The following is an 18,561-nucleotide window of genomic DNA, read 5'->3' as shown; positions in this document are numbered from 1 at the left end:
GATTTCTGAATCGCACACCACACTGAGCCCGTGCACAGACCGCCAAGGGATTGGTTTATCGCAGCCCATACCATGGTGTCAGCCGTGCTCCACTACGTGCCAGTTGTCCGCCTTCCCCGTGTTTTCTACGATTGCCGCAACCCACAGAAGAGATGGCGGAGGTCCACCACATGTTGTCCAGATTCCGATGGAAGCCCATCGTCATTACCGGAGCGGCCGTTGCCGTGGTCGGCATAGCCGTGGCGGCATGGCTGATGTGGGAGCCGGCCATCGCGCCAATCCAGCCGCCCGCACCCTCAACCATCGACCGCGAACTCGCACTACGCGGCGCACGCGTGGTGGCACTGGGCGATTGCGCGGTCTGCCACACCGCACCAGGTGGCAAGTCCTATGCGGGCGGCCTGCCGCTGGCCACGCCGTTCGGCACGCTGTACACCACCAACATCACGCCCGATGCGGAGACGGGCATCGGCACGTGGTCGCTCGACGCATTCAAGCGTGCGCTGCGTCGTGGCATTGCGCGCGACGGTCACCAGCTATATCCCGCGTTTCCGTATGTGCACTACACGCGCATGTCCGATGACGACATCGCTGCGGCATATGCCTTCCTGATGCGGCGCGATCCCGTTGTTGCCAAGGCACCGGCCAACGACCTGATGTTCCCGCTGAACTTCCGGCCGCTCGTCGCGTTCTGGAACGTGCTGTTTCTACGCACGGGTCCCGAAGCGCCAGATACCACGCAGAGCGCCGCATGGAATCGCGGGCGTGAACTCGTGACCGGACTCGGCCATTGCGCAGCGTGCCACAGCCCGCTCAATCTGATTGGCGCGGAAAGCTGGGGCAAGTCCTTGCACGGCGGCGTGGTCGATGGTTGGGTCGCGCCTTCGCTGGTGTCGCTGGCGAATGCGCGTGCGCCGTGGACCGAGGTTGACCTTGTGACGTATCTGCGCACCGGCATGTCGGCGCGCCACGGCGCGGCGGCGGGTCCGATGCTGCCCGTCACGCAAGAGTTGGCCACCGTGCCGCTGGCCGATGTGCAGGCCATGGCCACCTACCTGTTCTCGTTGCAGCAGCCCGTGGAGCATCCGGCCGCTACCACTTCAACAGATGCCGACCGCCAGTCCATCGCTCGCGGTGCGGTGCTGTTCAACGGCGCGTGTGCGTCGTGCCATGGCGACAAGTCACCGATGCAGAGCGTGGGCGACCGCCCGAGCCTGTCCACCAGCAGCGCGGTGCTGGCCAGCACGCCGCGCAACGTGATCCAGATGATGTTGCTCGGCGTGCCATGGCAGGGCGAGCAGCCCATGCACTACATGCCCGCGTTCGGCGAGTCGCTGGACGATGCGCAGATCGCCGATCTGGCGTTGTACCTGCGCGCCACCTATACGACGCTATCGCCGTGGCAGAACGTGCCGCAGGCGGTGGCGGATATCCGCAAGGGAGATGCATCGCGATGATCCAGCTCACAGTCAACGGCGTCAGCCACACCCTCGACATCGACCCAGCCACGCCGCTGCTCTACACACTGCGTGAAGACCTGGGGCTGAACGGCGCGAAGTTTGGCTGCGGCATGGGCCAGTGCGGCGCATGCACGGTCATCGTCGATGGCAAGCCCACGTTCTCGTGCGTGACACCGGTTGCGGCCATCGGCAAGCGTCCCGTGCGCACGATCGAAAGCCTCGGCACGGCGGAGAAGCCCGGCCCCTTGCAGAAGGCATTCATCGATCATCAGGCCGCGCAGTGCGGCTACTGCATCGCCGGCATGGTGATGCGTGCGCAGGCGTTGCTTGATCGCAACCCACATCCCACCGATGCCGAGATCCGCGCGCACATGGAGCCGAACCTGTGCCGCTGCGGCACGCATATGCGCATCCTTGCTGCCATCCGTGCGGCATCGGGCGCAGCAAGTGGTGGTACAGCGGAGACAGCGCTATGAGCCACGACGAACAGATCGACAACCCCGGCCGCAGGGCTTTCATGGTGTCAGGCGCGCTCGTCGTCGGCTTCTCGCTGGTGCCGGGGCACGAGGCACTGGCGCAGATGGTGCTTGCCGACGAAGGCGCGGCGGTAACCGTGGGCCGTGAATACACGAAGCTCGCCGGCAGCCTCAAGACGAATCCGTATCTCGATGCATGGATCAAGGTGGCGCCGGACAACCATGTCACGGTCTACACCGGCAAGGTGGAACTCGGCACCGGCATCCGTACGGCGCTATGGCAGGTGGCCGCCGAGGAACTGCAGATCGCGCCGCATCGCATGACGTTCCTGACCGCCGACACCGCGCACTCGCCCGACGAAGGGTTGACCGCCGGCAGCCATACCATGGCCGATAGCGGCAGCGCCCTGCTCAACGCCGCCGCGCAGGTGCGTGGGCTCATGGTCGATGCCGCCGCGCGAATGTGGCGCGTCGATCCGTCCACGCTCAGGACGAGCGATGCGCACATCATCGCAGCGGATGGACGCGCGCTGACCTTCGCAGAGCTGCTGCCGCGCGTAAACCTGCATGTGGTGGCTACGCCCACATCGCCGTTGCGCGATCCGTCTACGTTCAACGTAATCGGCACATCGATGCATCGCGTGGACATCCCGGGCAAGGTCTCGGGCGGACCGAGTTATGTGCAGGACATGAAGCTGCCAGGCATGGTGCATGCGCGCGTGGTGCTGCCCGCAAGCTATGGCGCGCAGTTGCTCTCCGTCGATGATGCCGCCGCACGGGCGACGCCGGGCTTTGTCGCCATCGTCCGCGACGGCAACATGCTGGCCGTGGTGGCGCGCCGCGAATGGCAGGCCGTGCTCGCGCAGCGCGCGCTGTCGGCGGGCTGCCGATGGGGGCCGGGGCGCACGCTACCTGCGCCCGATCAGGTCAACGCGCAGCTCAAGCAGATCAGCACGGAACACATCGTCATCGCCAATCAACGCGCGCCCATGGCGCCTGCCGTGAAGACGCTGTCCGCCACGTACGCCAAGCACTATCTGATGCATGGTTCGATTGGCCCATCGTGTGCGGTCGGGTATCTCGACGATGGCATGCTCACTGTCTGGACGCACTCGCAGGGCGTCTATCCGCTGCGCGACGGCTTGGCGGAAATGCTGTCGATGCCCAAGGACAAGATCCGCTGCGTACATGTGGAGGGCTCGGGCTGCTACGGCCATAACCCCGCCGACGATGCCGCCGCACATGCCGCGCTGCTGGCCCGCGCGCTGCCCGGTCAACCGGTACGCGTGCAGTGGATGCGCGATCAGGAAAACCTCTGGGACCACTTCACGCCTGCGATGGTCACGCAGGTCAAGGCGTCGCTCTCGGCGGACGGCACCATCGTCGATTGGGACTATGCGTTGTGGAGCAGTTCGCACAACGAGCGCGTGGTCAACGCAGGGCGCCTGCTTCCTGCCACCTTGCTTGCCAAGCCCTTCGCGCCCGCGCCGTCCACGCCGATGTTGCAGCCCGAAGGCGGTGGGGATCGCAACGCGATTCCGCTCTATCGGCTGCCGACCAGCCACATCGTCAACAACTTCTCGCCGACGATGCCTTTGCGCACCTCGGCCATGCGCTCGCTGGGCGCGCACATGAACGTGTTCACGATCGAGACCTTCATGGACGATCTCGCGCATGCGGCTGGCATCGACCCGGTGCCGTTCCGCATCCGCCATATGGACGATCCGCGCGCGCTCGACGTGATCCGCCTCGCCGCACAGCGCTTTGGCTGGCCGCGCCCCGCGCGCAAGCCAGGACACGGCGTGGGCTTTGCATTCGGCAAGTACAAGAACCTGATGGCGTATGTGGCGATGGCCGTGGAGGTATCGGTCGAGCGCGACACCGGTCAGGTGAAGCTCGAACGTGCCGAAGTCGCGGTGGACTGCGGGCAGATCGTCAATCCCGATGGCGTGCGCAACCAGATCGAGGGCGGCATCCTGCAGGCGGCAAGCTGGAGTCTCTACGAACAGCTTCGCTTCGATCCGCAGGGCATCCGCAGTTTCGACTGGGGCACATACCCGATCCTGCGGTTCTCGGCGGTGCCCGCGCAGGTCAACGTACACCTGATCGACCGTCCCGGCATGCCGTTCCTGGGCGTGGCCGAAGCAGCGATGGGTCCGACGGCGGGCGCCATCGGCAATGCACTGTTCGATGCCACGGGTCACCGTCTGCGCGACATGCCGCTGGCGGGTGAGCGGCTGAAGAACCTGATCGCTCCCTAGTTACCGCGAGGCGCCTTCACGGCGCTCTTTCCCCCACATCCTGGAGATTCTCATGGACCGTACGCTTTCGCTGTTCTCGCCAATCACGATTGGATCGCTCCAGTTGCCGAACCGCATTGCCATGGCACCGTTGACCCGGTCGCGGGCAGGCCAGCCCGGCAACGTGCCCACCGCGCTGAACGTCGAGTACTACCGGCAGCGCGCATCGGCTGGATTGATTATTTCCGAAGCCACGCAGATTTCGCCGCAGGGGCAGGGATATGCGTGGACCCCCGCATCTATTCGCTTGAACAGATTGCCGGGTGGCGTGCCGTGTCCAAGGCGGTGCATGAAGCCGGTGGCCGGATGTTCCTGCAACTCTGGCATGTCGGGCGCGTGTCGCATCCGTCGTTCCAGCCCGGCGGTGCACTGCCTGTCGCGCCCAGCGCGCTACCCGTTCCGGGAAAGACGTTCATCGTCGATGAGGAAGGCAAGGGCGTGTGGGGCGATGTGCCGACGCCGCAGGCGTTGACCCTCGAAGGCATTGCGGCCATCGTGGAGGACTACCGTTATGCGGCCCGCAACGCGATCGAGGCGGGCATGGATGGCGTGGAGATCCACGCGGGAAATGGCTACCTGCTGGACCAGTTCATCAATTCGAACAGCAACCATCGCGACGACGCCTATGGTGGCAGTCTGGAGCATCGGGCACGCCTGCTGCTGGAGGTGGTGGAAGCGGTGTCGAACGAGATTGGCGCGTCGCGCGTTGGCGTTCGGCTGACGCCGATGGGTCGCTTCATGGGCATGGGCGACGAGACGCCGATGCAGACCTTCGGTTACATCGCGCGGCGTCTGAACGAGTGGTCGCTGGCCTATCTGCACCTGGTGGAACCCGCGATGGTCGGCAACGTCCGGGACGAGGCCAACGATCCACGGTGGGACGAGATGATCCTGTCCATGCGCAAAGCGTGGCACGGTGTCCTCATCCTCGCAGGTGGCTACGATGGCAAGACGGGGCAGGAGGCGTTGGCCTCGGGGCGGGCCGACATCATCGCGTTTGGCCGTCCGTTCATTGCCAACCCGGATCTTCCTGCACGAATCCGCCTGGCCGCCTCGCTGAATGCACCTGACCCGGCAACCTTCTTCGGCGGCGGTGCCGTGGGCTATACGGACTACAAGGCACTTGCGTAGGGCAGGTTCTACCCGCGCAACTTCTTCATCGCCGCTGGCGCACCGTACAGGAACAGGTCGACCTTCTTTCTTGATAAGAAAAAATGAAGGCTGCATCCATACCGGCGTGCAGCCTTCATTCCGGAGAACCGGCGTCCAACGATTGCGGATTCTGGTTTCTTCTTGCTCGACTTGGCTTAGCGCTCGATCACCGGCGCATGCACCGGAGCAATCGACTCATGCGTCGTCTGCGTACGTTGCGCGGCCTTGTGCACCATCGTGTAGGCGTAGTCGATGCCCATGCCGTAGGCGCCCGAGTGTTCCTTGGCCAGGCTCGTCACGGCGTCGTACGTTTCCTTGTTCTTCCAGTCGCGCTGCCATTCGAGCAGCACTTGTTGCCACGTCACCGGCACCACGCCGGCCTGGATCATGCGCTGCATCGCGTAGTCGTGCGCTTCCTTGGTCGTGCCGCCCGAAGCGTCCGCCACCATGTAGATCTCGTAGTCGCCTTCGAGCATGGCGCACAGGGCAAACGTGGTGTTGCAGACTTCGGTCCACAGGCCGGCGACGACGATCTTCTTGCGGCCGTTCGCGGCCAGTGCGTCGCGCACCTTCTGGTCATCCCAGGAATTCATCGAAGTGCGTTCGAGCGTTTCCTTGCCGGGGAACACGTCGAGCAGTTCGGGGTAGGTATAGCCGGAGAACGATTCGCTCTCGACGGTGGTAATCGTGGTCGGCACGTCGAAGATCTTGGCTGCCTTGGCCAGGCCCACGACGTTGTTCTTCATGGTCTGGCGGTCCATCGACTGCACACCGAAGGCCATTTGCGGCTGGTGGTCGATGAAGATCAGTTGGCTGTTGTGCGGGGTCAGGACTTCCAGCTTGGCGTTGTTGGCGTTCGACATGGTGATTCTCCGGTATAAAAAATGTATTCAATAAGTTTGAGGTTTTATCGGGCAGCGCTGGCTTCGCTTTGTTTTGCTTCGTTGCGTTGCTGCGCTGTCCATGTGCTGAACTATAGCGGCCGCCCCGTCGGAGAAAAACGGGGGTTCGCTGTCATAGTTGTTCAAATTTATTGAATCGATAGGAAGGGGCTAATTCATCGCGCAATTCTTCGGCACGGGATCAGAGATATTCGACGTTGCCATCGACACTGATGGCCTGTCCGGAAACGTTGTGTGCAGCGGGCGATGCCAGGAACAGCGTCATGGCTGCGATGTCTTCCACGGTCACCATGCGGCGCAGCGAGATTTTCTGGAGATACTGTTCGCGCATCGCGTCGAAGCCGATACCGAGCGATTCGGCTCTCGCTGCGATGACGCGGTCCATGCGCTCGCCTTGCACCACGCCGGGCAGGATGGCGTTGACGCGGACATTGCTGGGTCCGAGTTCGATGGCCAGTGATTTCACCATGCCGACAATGGCCCATTTTGTTGCGGCGTAGGGCGTACGGTAGGCGTATCCGAGACGGCCTGCGACGGACGACATGGCGATGATGCCGGGGCAGTCCGATGTCTGCTTCATCAACGGTACGACCCCACGCACAAAGTTGAACTGGCTGTGCAGGTTCGTTGTGACGGTGCGTTCCCACTCCAGTGGATCGATAGTTTCGACGCCACCGGTGGGCCCGGCAATGCCCGCGTTGTTGACGAGAATATCGATCCCGCCCAGCCTGGCGCCGGCATCGGCCACGATGCGGTCAACGTCCTCCCGTTTGCCGACATCGGCGATGCCCGTGTGCAACGTGCGGTTTGTCGCTTTCAGCGATTCGAGCGCGGCGCCGTCGACGTCGCAGACGTAGACGTTGGCCTCGGCCTGGAGAAAGGCTTCGGCGATGCCGGCACCAATGCCGGAGCCGCCGCCCGTGATTAGCACACGCAGACCAGGGCGTGGCCGTAGCAGTGCCAGTGCGTTCATATGTGTCTCCTCATGTTGTAGGGCATGCAATCAGAGCGTCATGCCACCGGATGCTTCGATGACGGCGCCGTTGATATAGCTTGCATCAGGGCCGGCAAGGAAGGCGTAGATACTAGCGATTTCTTCCGGCTTTCCCAATCTACGCAATGGCACCTGATTGCGCATCTTCTCCAGTACCTCGTCGGGCACGGTGGACAGGATGGGCGTCTCGATGAAGCCCGGTGCCACGGCGTTCACGCGGATGCCCTTCGGCCCCAGTTCGCGGCTCCAGGTCTTGGTGAAGCCGATGACGCCAAACTTGGCGGCGGCGTAGTTTGTCTGACCGAAATTGCCATAGAGGCCCACCACGGAACTGGCATTGAGGATGACGCCCGAACCGCGCTCCACCATGCCGTCCACCACCGCCTGCGTGACATGGAACACGCTGCGGAGATTGACGTCGATGACGTCATCGAACTGCTGGGTCGTCATCTTTTGGAGCTTGGCATCGCGCGTAATGCCGGCGTTGTTCACCAGGATATCCACGCGTCCGAACTGGGCGACCACTTCTGCAACCATGTCGGATACGGCGGCGGGATTCGCCACGTCCAGGCCGAATCCGATGGCGGTCGCGCCGTCTTCCCGACAGGCAGCGACCACCTCGCCCACGGCATCCTGCTTGAGGTCGCATAGCACGACGATGGCGCCTTCCTGCGCAAACTTGCGTGCCGTTGCCGCGCCGATTCCCTGTGCCGCGCCCGTGATGATGGCGACCTTTCCTGCTAGCTTCATGACTGCCTCTCTTTCGTGCTGCTTGCCAAGTGTCAGGCGTTAGCCTTGGTGATCGTGCGTGACCCGGAGTTACGCAGTTCCGCCGTCGCGTCGCCGGAAGCCACCGGGTGGCCTTCGGTACGGATGGCGCGGGCGAGCATCGGGATCATGACAAGGCCGAGTACTGCGGCGGCCAGGATGACGTAGAACCCGCTGGAACTCTTGCCTGTCGCCGTCTCGGCGAGGCCAAACAAGTAGGGTCCGACAAATCCGCCGAGCAATCCGATGGTGTTGATGAACGCCAACCCGGCTGCTGCCTGTACGCCGTGCAAACGCTTCATGGCGATGGACCAGTAAGAGGGCAACACGCCGCCGCCGAAGAACCCTGCCGCTGCCAGCAGTGCAATCTGCGCGGTCTCATTCGACGTGGAGATAAATGCGGAAGCTGCCACGACCACTCCCATGGTCAGGATGCCGAGGTAGACACAGTCGCTGTGCATCCGGCGATGGATGCGCGGCAGCAGCAAGACGCCAATCAGAAAACCAAAGCCCACGCTGCTCGACAGGATGGCGATCAGCACCGGAGACTTCACGTTCATCTGCGAGACGATGGAGGGCGTGAAGAAGTACAGCCCCACAAACGCAATCTGGTTCAGGAAGTAAATCAGGCTGATGCAGAGCGTGGTGGGTCTCTTGAGCGCCGACACCCAGTCGCCGGAGAACAGATGGGCGTGGCCATGCGCGTCGATCACGGCATGTGCCTCCAGCGAACGGCTTTCTTCTGGCGTCAGCCATTTCACATCGGTCGGCCGATCGGGCAGGATGAAATAGAGGATGCAGCCGATGACCACGGTAGGCAGCCCTTCGAGCAGGAACATCCATTGCCATCCATGCAGTCCGCCAAGACCGTCGAGTTGCATGAGGCCGATGCCGATGGGATTGCCGATGATGAGCGCCACCGCCGGGGCCGTATAGATCCAGCCGACCGCAACCGCGCGATCCTTGGGCGCGAACCACAGCGTGACCATATACATCAGCGCCGGGAACAGGCCCGCTTCCGCGATGCCAAGCAGCACACGCAGCGCATAGAACGACCATTCCCCCTGCACGAACATCATGCCCGCCGACAATGCGCCCCAGGTGACCGCGATGCGCGCGATCCAGCGGCGCGGTCCGATGCGATGCGCGATGAGGTTGCTGGGCACTTCCAGCAGTGCGTAGCCCAGGAAGAAAATGCCGGCGCCCAGCCCATACGCGGCGGCGCTGATGCCGAGGTCTGCCGCGAGATGGGCCTTGGCCAGCGCCACATTGGTTCGATCGATGAACGAGAGGAAGTAGATCCCGCACAGGATCGGGATGAGTCGCAGCATGGCTTTGCGCGTGGCGCGCGCATGCAGGCCATCGGCACTGCGCTCAGCGGTGTTCGTTGTCATGAGTTGTCTCCGGTGTGGATCCCATGGCTTTTGTTGTTATGGCCGGATGCTGGTAGCAGGCGTCCGGCCTTGCGCATGGGACGATAGAAATGAAGCGGGATGATTAGAACGAAACGGCGTCCCTGCCTTTGAGGCACAGCATTTGCCGTGCCTCGGCGGGCGTGGCGATCTCGAAGGAAAGCTCCTCGAGGATTCGTCGGATCTTGCGAACCTGTTCCGCATTGCTTTTCGCCTTTACGCCCTTGGATAGGTAGACACTGTCCTCGAGCCCCACGCGAACGTTCCCACCAAGGATGGCGCCCATGGTGACGAGCGGCATCTGGTGGCGGCCTGCGCCGAGTATCGAGAAGTGATAATTTTCGCGGCCGAAAAGCCTGTCGGCCGTGGCGCGCATCAGGGACAGGTTCTCGGGGTCGGCGCCGATACCACCCAGGATGCCGAACACAGACTGGATGAAGAACGGAGGCTTGATCAGGCCCGCGTCGATGAAGTGGGCGAGATTGTAGAGGTGGCCCACGTCGTAGCACTCGAATTCGAAGCGTGTGCCGTGGTCGCGGAACTCGGTCAGGATGTTCTTGATGTCCCGGAACGTGTTGCGGAAGATCATGTCCTCCATGCCTTCGACATACTCCTTCTCCCAGTCGAAGCGCCATGACGTCATCTTCTCGGCAACCGGATGCAGCGAGAAGTTCATCGAACCCATGTTCAGCGAGCACATCTCCGGGCGGGCGACGCGCGCATAGGCCAGTCGCTCGTCGAGTGACATGCGCGTGCTGCCGCCGGTGGAAATGTTGATGACCGCGTCGGTTTCACGCGCGATATCGGGCACGAACTCCCGGAAGACTTCCGGTTTCGGGGTGGGGCGGCCGTCCGACGGGTTGCGCGCGTGCAGATGCAGGATGGCCGCGCCGGCTTGCGCGGCTTCCAGTGCTTGGGCGCGGATCTCGGCAGGCGTGATGGGCAGGTATTCCGACATCGACGGTACGTGTGCCGAGCCCGTCACGGCGCAGGAAATGATGACTTTGCGGTTGCTGCTCAAGGCTTGTCTCCAGTGTCCTTCGGGCGGCGCCAGTCCGCGCTCGCCCGAATCTTGTGATACGGATAGTAGTGAGATAGGATGCGCCCCGTAAGGTCATTTCCGGACAAGAGGGAGTCCTTGCAGGACAAACTGGAACAAAGCCGTGACGTCGAAACTATCGCTTCCCAATGAGCGCGTGCACGCGCCGTACAAGATCGCGGCATTGGTCGAGGTGCTGGCCGAGCAAGGCATCGAACCCGTTGACAGTTTGAAAGGGTCCGGCATCGAACCGGATGAGATCTACGATGCCGCGGTGCTGACTTCCGTGCGACAGTACGCCGCCGTCTGCAGCAATGCCGTGGCGTTGTCGTCCGACCCTGCGACACCTTTCCGGACGGGGTCCCGGCTGCATCTGTCCGCCTACGGGATGTATGGCTACGCGCTGATGTCGTGCCTGTCGCTGCGCGACTATTTCAGGCTCGGGGTCAAATACCACCGACTTGCAACGCCCACGTTGACCATCGCCTGGACGGAGTACCCAGACCGGGGCGTGTGGACGTTTCCCGATGCCTTCGCGTCGAATCAATCCCGTGAAGTCCAGCAGTTCCTGCTGGAGCAGCAGTTCACGCAGCACGTCACGCACTTGCAGGACGTGGCCGGGAAGAGTTGCCCGCCTGTGCAGGCAAATTTCGCCTATCCGGCGCCGCACTACGCTGCCATCTACGAGGAATACCTGTGCTGCCCCTGCGCCTTCGACCAGCAGGCTTGCGAACTCATCTACGACAGCGCGATCCTTGACCACAAGCCGCAACTCGCGCACCTGCACACCGCGGCATTGCTGCAGGAAACCTGCGACCGGCTGATCGGGCAAGCCAAGACATCGATCGGTGCGTCGGGCGAGGTCTACCAGTTCCTGATGCGCAGCCCCGGAGAGTTTCCGTCGATGGAGGCGGTTGCGAGCGCATTCAATATGACAAGCCGGACGTTGCGTCGACGGCTGGATGCGGAGGGCACTTCATTCGTCGCCATTGTCGATGACGTCCGGCGCTCGCTGGCGACGGAATACCTGAAGACGACCAGGATGAGCGGCGACGATATCGCGATGCTGCTGGGCTTCAGCGACACCGCGAATTTTCGTCGCGCGCTCAAGCGCTGGACGGGAAAGAGCCTGACCGAACTGCGCGGACCCTGAGCGCGAGATGCTCGGTCCGGAAGCGTTTATTGCGGCTGCAGATTGATCCGCTTCGCCATGGCGCGGAATTTACCGGTTTCTGCCTGCAGGAAGCGCTGGGCGTCTGTCAGGGAGCTTGGCTTGGCCACTTCCGCGCCCGTTGCTTCCAGGCCGCTGGCTACCTGCGGATCTTGCAGCGTCTCGACGAGGGCCTGATACAGGCGCGTGACCACCGCCTCCGGCGTGCCCTGTTTGACCATGATCCCGGCCCAGGTTGCCTGGTCGAAATCCTTCAACTGCGTGCCTTCACCGAAGGCCGGAATGGCCGGATCGGTCTTGCTGCGGCTGTTTCCCGCCCAGCCTACGAGTTTCAGCCTGCCCTGGTCTGCCAGGCCACGGAAACTGGTGGCATAAGGAAGGATCGCGAAATCGACATTCTTCCCGGCCAGGTCCTGGACGAGCGGTGCCATGCCTTTGTACGGGATATGGCTGACGCCGATGTGTGTACGCGTTGCCATGTCTTCGGTCACAAGGTGATACATCGAACCTGGACCGACGCTGCCATACGTCAGCGGCTTGGCAGGATTGGCCTTGGCGAGCGCGATGACCTCATCGACTGTGCGCGCCGGCAGGTCGGGCCGCGCCACCATCACAAGCCGGTTGACGGTCACCGGAGTCAGCAGCCGGAAGTCTTCGGTGCGCAGCTTGACCGCCGCGTTCGAGAGCGGCGCAAGGATGACCTCGTTGGGCGAGCCGAGGAAGATCATGTAGCCGTCGGCAGGCGCGTTCAATACCTTCTGTGCCGCCATGGCGCCGCTGACGCCGCCCAGGTTCTCGATCACCACGGGCTGGCCCAGCGCCTTCGAGAGGCGCGCGTTCATGCTGCGTGCAATCGCATCGGAGAGTCCGCCAGCCGGATACGGCACCATCAGCACCACCGGTCTGGAGGGATACGCGTCCGCCGCGCTCGCGCCGGGTGTGGCGAACAGGCCAACCGTGGCGACAGCGGCAAACGTGCAGCGGGCAAGCATTCGGCGAATCGGGTTCATGGCAGTCAGGCGGTGGGGTGGAAGAATTCGGTGGCAAGTGCCACCCAGAATGCCGCGCCCGTATCCAGGCAGCGGTCGTTGAAATCGTAGGAAGGGTTGTGCACGCTGCACGGGCCGGTCGGCACACCGGCCGCGTGGCCATTGTCGCCATTGCCGATCATCAGGTAGCAGCCGGGCCGCTCCGCCAGCATGTAGGCGAAGTCTTCGCTGGCGCAGAGCGGCGTGGCATCGTCATCGACGCAATCGTCGCCGTACAGCTTGCGCGCGACCTTCACGGCGAGCGCTGTCTCTGGCCCGGTGTTCACCAGCACGGGATAGCCGCGTTCATAGATGACGGTATGCCGCAGCCCGAACGTCGAAGCCTGGCCGGCAGCTACCTCGTGGATGCGCCGCTCGAGTAGCGCGCGCACGTCCGGCTGCAAGGCCCGGATGCTGAGTTCCAGTTCGGCGGACTCCGGGATGATGTTGTACGTGGTGCCCGCCTCAAGGCGCCCCACGGTAATGACGGCGGCGGCCTGCGGATCGACATTGCGCGCGACGATGCTTTGCAGCGCCATCACGGTCGACGCGGCGGCAATGGTCGGATCGGCCGCCAGTTGCGGCATGGCGCCGTGGCCGCCGACGCCGTGGAAGGTAATCACTGCACGGTCGGATGAAGCCATGAACGCGCCATCTCTCACATAGAAGCGTCCCACTGGGCGTCCCGGGTAGTTGTGCATGGCGAACACGGCATCGCACGGAAAGTTGTCGAACAGACCTTCGTCCATCATCCGCCGCGCTCCACCAGCGCCGCCCAGCTCCTCCGCCGGCTGGAAGATCAGGTGCAGCGTGCCGTTCCAGTCCACGCCCTGTTGCTGCATGGCTGCCAGACGCTGCGCCGCGCCCAGCAGCATGGCCGTGTGGCCATCATGGCCGCACCCGTGCATCTTGCCGGGCACCTCACTGGCCCATGGCAGCCCCGTGGCTTCCTGGATCGGCAGCGCGTCCATCTCGGCACGCAGACCGAGGCGGGGACCGCCATTGCCGAAGCGCAGCCGCCCGACGAGTCCTGTCCCCGCAATGCCGGTGGTGACGTCATAGCCCCACGTCTTCAGCTTCTCCGCGACAAAGGCGCTGGTCCGGAATTCTTCAAAGCCCAGTTCGGGATGGCGATGAAACTGGTGACGCCAAGCCGTCATGCTGTCTGCATCGGGAGTACTGAGGGTGGCGTGTGTCGCTTGGTTCATGGGCAATGGCGAGCGATTTGGTCTGCTCCATCATATGGCCCACGACGAAAACCAATTAGCGGTATATTTTCCGAGGTGAACACCCATGGTGTTCACCCCCTCCCGACATCCGCGAGTCCTTGCCATGCGCCAGCATCAGCTCCGAGCCCTTGTCCAGGTTGCCGAAAGCGGCACCATCCGCGCGGCCTCCCGCAGCCTGCATCTCAGCCAGAGCGCGCTGACCAAGGCGTTGCGCGAGTTGGAAGACGATGTGGGGACGGAGCTGCTGGTGCGCAGCCACAAGGGCGTGGATTTCACGGCGGCGGGACGCGTGCTGCTGACCAACGCGCGGCTGGCGCTGGCGTCTCTGGAACGGGCGCGTGACGAGATTCGGGCGCTGCAGGGTGGGGCCGGCGCGCATGTGACCGCCGCCGTCACGCCTTTGCTGGCGCTCGATGTGCTGCCCCGGGTCTGGGAGGCTTTCACGGCTCGGCAGCCCGACGCGACACTGTCGTTGAGCGAGGGCTTTCTTGCCGACCTGATTCCGCGTCTGATCGAAGGGCGGCTGGACTTCGCCATTGCCATTGCCGATCCAGAGGACCTTCCGCCCGAACTGACTTTCGAGCCGCTGCTGGCGGTGACCGCCGTTCCCGCCGGCAGAGTGGGGCATCCGCTGGCCGGCGCGACGCACTGGGACGCATTGGTGGACGCCCAGTGGACGCTGAACCTCTCGCCGGGCAGCCAGAGCGAAACGCTGCTGGCATGGTTGCGGGCGAGCGGCCTGCCTGTGCCGCACCGGATCACGGCGTGCACATCGCCAACGCTGATGACGGAACTGATGCGGCGCACCGATGCGATCGGCTATTGCCCCACGCGGTTGCTGGCCGATCCGCTCTACAGCAACGGCCTACAGGCTTTCTCTGCCGTGTCCCCACTACCGCCCGCCATGCAGGCGGGTCTGATCCGACTGCGCGCCATGCCACTGGGCACGTCGGCTCGCATGCTGGCCGAGCTTTTCGTCAGGCAACTCGGGCGGTAGCGCGCGGGGATCGATCTGCCCACGGCACTGATCGATCGACAGGCGAAAAAAAATCCCGGCAGGGCCGGGATTCTTTCTTACAGCGGTACGACTCAGAGACTTAGATCGGCTCGATCTTGGTCGCTGCCGGGCCCTTTTGGCCAACGCCTGCGACGTAGCGAACCTTCTGGCCTTCCTGGAGCGACTTGAAGCCGTTGCCCTGGATTTCCGAGAAGTGAGCGAACAGGTCGTTACCGCCTGCGTCCGGGGTGATGAAGCCAAAACCCTTCGAGTCGTTGAACCACTTAACAGTGCCGGTTTCCATGTGCGGATTCCTTAAAAAATAGATTCTCGCCAACCGATAACTGTTAGCGAGGCATGACGATCAAGGAAGAAACATGGAGAAAAGTGGCGCCACAGAGGGCTGGCACCTTGTGCTTCGGGTTGCTGCTTGAAGATCTTGCGGGAGTTTTTATACCCGTAACCGCAAAGGCTGTCAACACGGCTTCGGCGAATTTACGGTGACGCACGTGCGGTCGGCTGCACAACCTGCCTGGGTTCCGCGCCGAAGCCGCCGCCACGAATGGGTGGGGGCCGGTGGGCTCCCCCCATAGGTGGTATGATTCGCCAGCGCTCCCTTCATCGACATGTGTCGAACATCGCGCGCCGGCCGCAAGACAACATCACTAGAAGAGCAATAGCGGTCGATCGGGCTTGTGCCCGGTCTGTTCACGGCGACAGTCGCCGGCAAACCTCACCCCGCCCAGCGGCGCGTCCGCTCCGCAACCGATTCGCCAATACCGGCGCCGGTTGTGCAAGCAAGGCCTCCCTCACGACAGTTCGGTTTTCGCGATTTGCCATCCGGGCGAGATGCGGCACCGATCACTGATTTCTGCAATGGCGACCGGCTGCCAGGAAAGCAAGGAACATCGCATGCCCCAGGGCATGAGGCATGTGCGTGCTGCACCCTGACCCGCTCCGCCACAACAAGGAGCATTTTTGGCTAAAGAAGAACTGGTGGAATTTGGCGGCAAGGTATCTGAAGTCCTGCCCGACAATCGCTTTCGCGTGATCCTGGAAAACGGCTTCGAAGTCTGGGCGTATTCGTCCGGACGCCTGAAGAAGAATCGCATTCGCGTGCTGGCTGGCGATCGCGTGACGCTGGAAATGTCGCCCTACGACCTGACAAAGGGCCGCATCAACTACCGCCACAAGAACTGATGGCGCAGCCAATGTCGACCAGCGAGGAATGGGAAGAATTGCATCTCACGCCTGCGGGCTGGGTTGCCGGTAGCTATCGGCATACTCCCTGGCCCGTGGTTGACGTGAGCCCGCCAGAAGGTGGTGTGCTGATGGTGCGCCGCCACGTCACCGCTACCTATTGCGGTCCGTCGCGTGCGGTGGAAGACCGCACGCCGCAAACGCAGGACATGGCGCTGATCGAATCGCTGCTGGCCCAATACGGCGGGCCCGAGTTCGGTATCTAGGCAATTCGCCGACCGGCGTTTTCAGCCCGGGCGATGGCGTCCTGCCCGGGTAGTCCTGCACATCTTTATCGTCCCGCCCTCACAGTCCTGCCACCGACTCGCCGGGCACCAGTCCGTCGATGATGTCGGAGCCGTGCTGCACGGCTGCGCGCTTGGCTTCGCCCACGTTTCCCCATTGCGTCACGGGAACGTGGAAGACCCGGCCATTGTCTGCGGATGGCTGTACGCCTTCGCGGCAGATCACCACGGAAGCCTTGTACGACCGATCCGGCCGGCGCTCGTGCCATTCGCGCGGCGGCTCGCATTTGTAGACCAGCGGATAGAGATCGAACCCCTTGCTATTGGCGGCCGGATGATTGTCCATTGCGTGCTCCTGTTCGTCTATCAGACGACTGTACGCTCTTTCCGCCCGGCCCAGTCAGTATTTCAGGCCCTTCCCAATTACTCCACCCGTGCGCCCGATCGTTCGACGATGGATTTCCATTTCCGGTAGTCGCTATCCACCAGATCGGAGAATTGCTTCGGCGTCATGAGCTTGGCCTCGGCGCCCTGGTCGTGGATGGCCTGGATGACTTCAGGCGTGGCGAGTACCTTGTTGACTTCGGCACCGATGCGTTCCACCACGCTGGCCGGCGTCTTGGCCGGCGCGAAGATCCCGTACCAGGTACTGACGTCAACGTCCTTGTAGCCGCTCTCCGCCACGGTGGGCACATTGGGCAGCGACGTGCTGCGGCTGGCCGATGTCACCGCCAGCGCGCGCAGCTTGCCGGCCTTCACTTGTGCAAGGGCCGAGGGGACGGATGCCACCATCAGGTCCACGTTGCCCGCCATGGCGTCCATCATCGCGGCGTTCGAGCCCTTGTATGGCACGTGCAGCAGCTTGATGCCGGCAGCCTGGCTGAAAATCTCGGCGGCCAGGTGGATCGTGGTGCCGTTGCCGGGCGAACCGTACTTGATGGATTCCGGATGCGACTTCGCGGCGGCCACCACATCGGCCAGCGTCTTGTACTTCGAATTGGCCGAGGTGACGATGACGATCGGGGTGTAGCCAACGTGGCTGATCGCGATCAGGTCACGCGACGGCACGTACGAGACGGTCTTGTAGAGCCACGGTGCCACGACGAGATTGTCTTTCTGGCCCATCACGAGTTCGTAGCCGGTGGGCGCCGCGCGTACGACTTCCGCGATACCCAGCGTGCCGCCCGCGCCGGGTTTGTTGTCCGGCACGAACGTCCACTTGGTGGACTGCGATACCTGGTTGGCCACAAGGCGCGCCAGGATGTCGGTACCGCCGCCCGGCGGGAACGGAATCACCAGGCGGATCGGCTTGGCGGGAAAGCTGGTATCGGCAAGCGCCGGGGCCGTAGCCAGGCCGCTTGCTGTGACGACCAATGCGAGCGCCACGTTCAGGAGGGTTCGCGCGGCGTTCCGGCGATCGATGTTTCGGAGGCGCGGCACCGCTGCGCAGGTTTGAGGCATGACAGATCCAGACAACGCGTGTTGGGTAATGACTAGCAGCGGCGGATTATACCGGCCGCGCCGCATCGATCTGTCCGGACTCGGAATACTCAGAACGTGGCTGGGGAGTTCACCCAGAGCACACGCGCTACCACGTCGCCAACATTGCGATAGCCGTGCGGCACCTGACTGGAAAACGTGAAGGCGTCGCCGGGACCGATCCGGTGGATGTCGTCGCCAAGCATCAGTTCAAGGTGTCCTTCAAGCACATAGCCCACTTCCTCGCCCTGATGCTCGATCTGCCCGTCGCTGGCCTGACCGGGCCAGACGATGTGGATGTTGGCCTGCAGCAGCCCGCCGCGCTTGGGCAATACCACGCGTTCCAATGCCACGCCGCCTGCGCGGATGACGGGGCGTTCGCCGTTGCGCAGGATGGGCGACTGGTTGGGTTCTTCTTCGCTGGTCAGCGTGCCGATGTTGGTGTCCAGCGCCACAGCCAGCCGGTGCAGCGTGGTGAAGGACGGCGTGGCCAATCCGCGCTCGACCTTGGAGATCAGGCTTTCGGAGCAGCCGGCCTTGCCGGCCAGTTGCAGCAGCGTGTAGCCGGCAACCAGCCGGGCGTGGCGCAGTTTGACGCCAAGCGTCAGCGTGGCCGACTTGCTGTCGGCCGGTTCGGGAGTGGGGCGCGCGGTCTTTGCCATGCGGTCGA

General features: G+C 63.3%; 18 protein-coding genes and 1 pseudogene. 8 read left to right on the top strand and 11 right to left on the bottom strand.

Annotation, left to right across the window (positions count from 1 at the left end; genetic code table 11):
• The first annotated feature begins 170 nt into the window (after nucleotides 1-170).
• The 4 genes and pseudogenes from FFS21_RS20490 (at nucleotide 171) to FFS21_RS20475 (ending at nucleotide 5,367) form a co-directional block, all read left to right on the top strand.
• On the top strand, nucleotides 171-1,457 hold the full coding sequence (locus FFS21_RS20490; RefSeq protein WP_137926620.1) for a c-type cytochrome: 1,287 nt from the start codon (nucleotides 171-173) through the stop codon (nucleotides 1,455-1,457).
• Entirely contained in the window at nucleotides 1,454-1,936 is a 483-nt protein-coding gene (locus FFS21_RS20485) for a (2Fe-2S)-binding protein (RefSeq protein ID WP_137926619.1), read from the top strand. Before FFS21_RS20490 ends, FFS21_RS20485 begins: the two co-directional genes overlap by 4 nt.
• Entirely contained in the window at nucleotides 1,933-4,197 is a 2,265-nt protein-coding gene (locus FFS21_RS20480) for a xanthine dehydrogenase family protein molybdopterin-binding subunit (protein ID WP_137926618.1), read from the top strand. The genes FFS21_RS20485 and FFS21_RS20480 overlap by 4 nt, the downstream gene beginning before the upstream one ends.
• Before the next feature lie 52 nt (nucleotides 4,198-4,249).
• Nucleotides 4,250-5,367: pseudogene (locus FFS21_RS20475) on the top strand (alkene reductase).
• 176 nt (nucleotides 5,368-5,543) lie between these two features.
• Here FFS21_RS20475 and FFS21_RS20470 read toward each other — a convergent pair.
• The 5 genes from FFS21_RS20470 to kce all read right to left on the bottom strand — a co-directional run bounded on the left by FFS21_RS20470 (nucleotide 5,544) and on the right by kce (nucleotide 10,485).
• Complete coding sequence (locus FFS21_RS20470; protein WP_137926617.1) at nucleotides 5,544-6,251, bottom strand: hydrolase; 708 nt, start codon at nucleotides 6,249-6,251, stop codon at nucleotides 5,544-5,546.
• A gap of 220 nt (nucleotides 6,252-6,471) precedes the next feature.
• Nucleotides 6,472-7,263, bottom strand: a complete 792-nt coding sequence (locus FFS21_RS20465; RefSeq protein WP_137926616.1) for an SDR family oxidoreductase — start codon at nucleotides 7,261-7,263, stop codon at nucleotides 6,472-6,474.
• 30 nt (nucleotides 7,264-7,293) lie between these two features.
• Complete coding sequence (gene fabG / locus FFS21_RS20460) at nucleotides 7,294-8,034, bottom strand: 3-oxoacyl-ACP reductase FabG (RefSeq protein ID WP_137926615.1); 741 nt, start codon at nucleotides 8,032-8,034, stop codon at nucleotides 7,294-7,296.
• 32 nt (nucleotides 8,035-8,066) lie between these two features.
• Nucleotides 8,067-9,446 carry an MFS transporter gene (locus tag FFS21_RS20455; protein ID WP_249359519.1) on the bottom strand — a complete coding sequence of 460 codons (1,380 nt, stop codon included), beginning with the start codon at nucleotides 9,444-9,446 and terminating at the stop codon, nucleotides 8,067-8,069.
• Between the two features lie 103 nt (nucleotides 9,447-9,549).
• Nucleotides 9,550-10,485, bottom strand: a complete 936-nt coding sequence (gene kce, locus FFS21_RS20450) for a 3,5-dioxohexanoate:acetyl-CoA acetone transferase (RefSeq protein WP_137926614.1) — start codon at nucleotides 10,483-10,485, stop codon at nucleotides 9,550-9,552.
• A gap of 142 nt (nucleotides 10,486-10,627) precedes the next feature.
• Between kce and FFS21_RS20445 the strand changes: the two genes are divergently transcribed.
• Nucleotides 10,628-11,656: an AraC family transcriptional regulator gene (locus FFS21_RS20445; protein WP_137926613.1), complete on the top strand. Its 1,029-nt coding sequence runs from the start codon at nucleotides 10,628-10,630 to the stop codon at nucleotides 11,654-11,656.
• A 26-nt stretch (nucleotides 11,657-11,682) separates the two neighbouring features.
• Here the strand turns inward: FFS21_RS20445 and FFS21_RS20440 are convergent, their stop codons facing one another.
• Both FFS21_RS20440 and FFS21_RS20435 read right to left on the bottom strand, forming a co-directional pair.
• Nucleotides 11,683-12,666, bottom strand: coding sequence for a Bug family tripartite tricarboxylate transporter substrate binding protein (locus FFS21_RS20440; RefSeq protein WP_137926612.1), 984 nt, complete (start codon nucleotides 12,664-12,666; stop codon nucleotides 11,683-11,685).
• Between the two features lie 23 nt (nucleotides 12,667-12,689).
• Complete coding sequence (locus tag FFS21_RS20435; RefSeq protein ID WP_249359518.1) at nucleotides 12,690-13,910, bottom strand: M20 aminoacylase family protein; 1,221 nt, start codon at nucleotides 13,908-13,910, stop codon at nucleotides 12,690-12,692.
• Nucleotides 13,911-13,995: 85 nt separating this feature from the next.
• On the opposite strand from FFS21_RS20435, the gene FFS21_RS20430 reads away from it, so the two are divergent.
• Nucleotides 13,996-14,928, top strand: coding sequence for a LysR substrate-binding domain-containing protein (locus FFS21_RS20430; RefSeq protein ID WP_249359516.1), 933 nt, complete (start codon nucleotides 13,996-13,998; stop codon nucleotides 14,926-14,928).
• A gap of 100 nt (nucleotides 14,929-15,028) precedes the next feature.
• On the opposite strand, the gene FFS21_RS20425 is transcribed toward FFS21_RS20430, so the two are convergent.
• On the bottom strand, nucleotides 15,029-15,232 hold the full coding sequence (locus FFS21_RS20425) for a cold-shock protein (protein WP_010812830.1): 204 nt from the start codon (nucleotides 15,230-15,232) through the stop codon (nucleotides 15,029-15,031).
• Between the two features lie 674 nt (nucleotides 15,233-15,906).
• On the opposite strand from FFS21_RS20425, the gene infA reads away from it, so the two are divergent.
• Entirely contained in the window at nucleotides 15,907-16,128 is a 222-nt protein-coding gene (infA, locus tag FFS21_RS20420; protein ID WP_101682497.1) for a translation initiation factor IF-1, read from the top strand.
• 11 nt (nucleotides 16,129-16,139) lie between these two features.
• Nucleotides 16,140-16,394, top strand: coding sequence for a translation initiation factor 1 (locus FFS21_RS20415; protein ID WP_137926638.1), 255 nt, complete (start codon nucleotides 16,140-16,142; stop codon nucleotides 16,392-16,394).
• Nucleotides 16,395-16,473: 79 nt separating this feature from the next.
• Here FFS21_RS20415 and FFS21_RS20410 read toward each other — a convergent pair whose 3' ends face one another.
• The 3 genes from FFS21_RS20410 to FFS21_RS20400 form a co-directional block, all read right to left on the bottom strand.
• Nucleotides 16,474-16,758: a hypothetical protein gene (locus FFS21_RS20410; protein WP_137926610.1), complete on the bottom strand. Its 285-nt coding sequence runs from the start codon at nucleotides 16,756-16,758 to the stop codon at nucleotides 16,474-16,476.
• Between the two features lie 77 nt (nucleotides 16,759-16,835).
• Entirely contained in the window at nucleotides 16,836-17,873 is a 1,038-nt protein-coding gene (locus FFS21_RS20405) for a Bug family tripartite tricarboxylate transporter substrate binding protein (protein WP_137926609.1), read from the bottom strand.
• A gap of 89 nt (nucleotides 17,874-17,962) precedes the next feature.
• Nucleotides 17,963-18,553, bottom strand: coding sequence for a helix-turn-helix domain-containing protein (locus FFS21_RS20400; RefSeq protein ID WP_137926608.1), 591 nt, complete (start codon nucleotides 18,551-18,553; stop codon nucleotides 17,963-17,965).
• Nucleotides 18,554-18,561 lie beyond the last annotated feature (8 nt).

It is taken from the genome of Cupriavidus sp. 2SB, from assembly GCF_005503625.1.
Taxonomy (GTDB): Bacteria; Pseudomonadota; Gammaproteobacteria; order Burkholderiales; family Burkholderiaceae; genus Cupriavidus.
Note: the sequence above shows the minus strand (reverse complement) of the source record. Positions and strands in the feature narration are given on the sequence as shown.